This is a genomic window from Oleiphilus sp. HI0123 (genome assembly GCF_001635315.1).
The window spans coordinates 1-604 of sequence record NZ_LWGE01000628.1 but is presented as its reverse complement, the minus strand read 5'-3'; the positions used below and the strand labels follow the sequence as shown (position 1 = coordinate 604).

Below are 604 nucleotides of genomic sequence, written 5' to 3'. Positions count from 1 at the left end.
TGGTTGCTAAGTGGGATCCACATACGCACCCAATCATTACCGAAAATGGTGGTAAGGCTCAGTTCGTTGGAATGGAAGAGGGTATTACTGTAACGACTCAAACTGATGAGTTAACAGGTCTATCCAATATCCAGATTATCGATCCGAAAGATCGTCCATCTTCAGGTAAAGATATTCGTCCAATGGTTCAGCTTGTGGATGAAGATGGTAACCCTGTCTTGTTACCAGGTACAGATAATCCGATTCAGGTATTCTTGCCAGCTAACGCTTTGTTAAATATGCGTGATGGCGACATGGTTGAAGTAGGCGACGTCTTGGCTCGTATTCCTCAAGAGTCATCTAAGACTCGTGATATCACAGGTGGTCTACCGCGAGTAGCTGACTTGTTCGAGGCGCGTAAGCCTAAAGAGCCTTCTATCTTGGCTGAAATTTCTGGTGTTGTTAGTTTCGGTAAAGAGACTAAGGGCAAGAAGCGATTAGTGATTACGCCTAAAGATGGTGCTGAGCCGTATGAAGCATTGATTCACAAGTATCGCCAGTTGAACGTATTCGAAGGCGAAACAGTAGAAAAGGGTGAGGTTATCTCGGATGGACCTTCTAACCC

1 pseudogene is annotated in these 604 nt (G+C 45.0%); it reads left to right on the top strand.

Going from position 1 to position 604, the window contains the following annotated elements:
* Nucleotides 1–604 (top strand): annotated as a pseudogene (locus A3761_RS05710) (DNA-directed RNA polymerase subunit beta'); the annotation flags it as partial.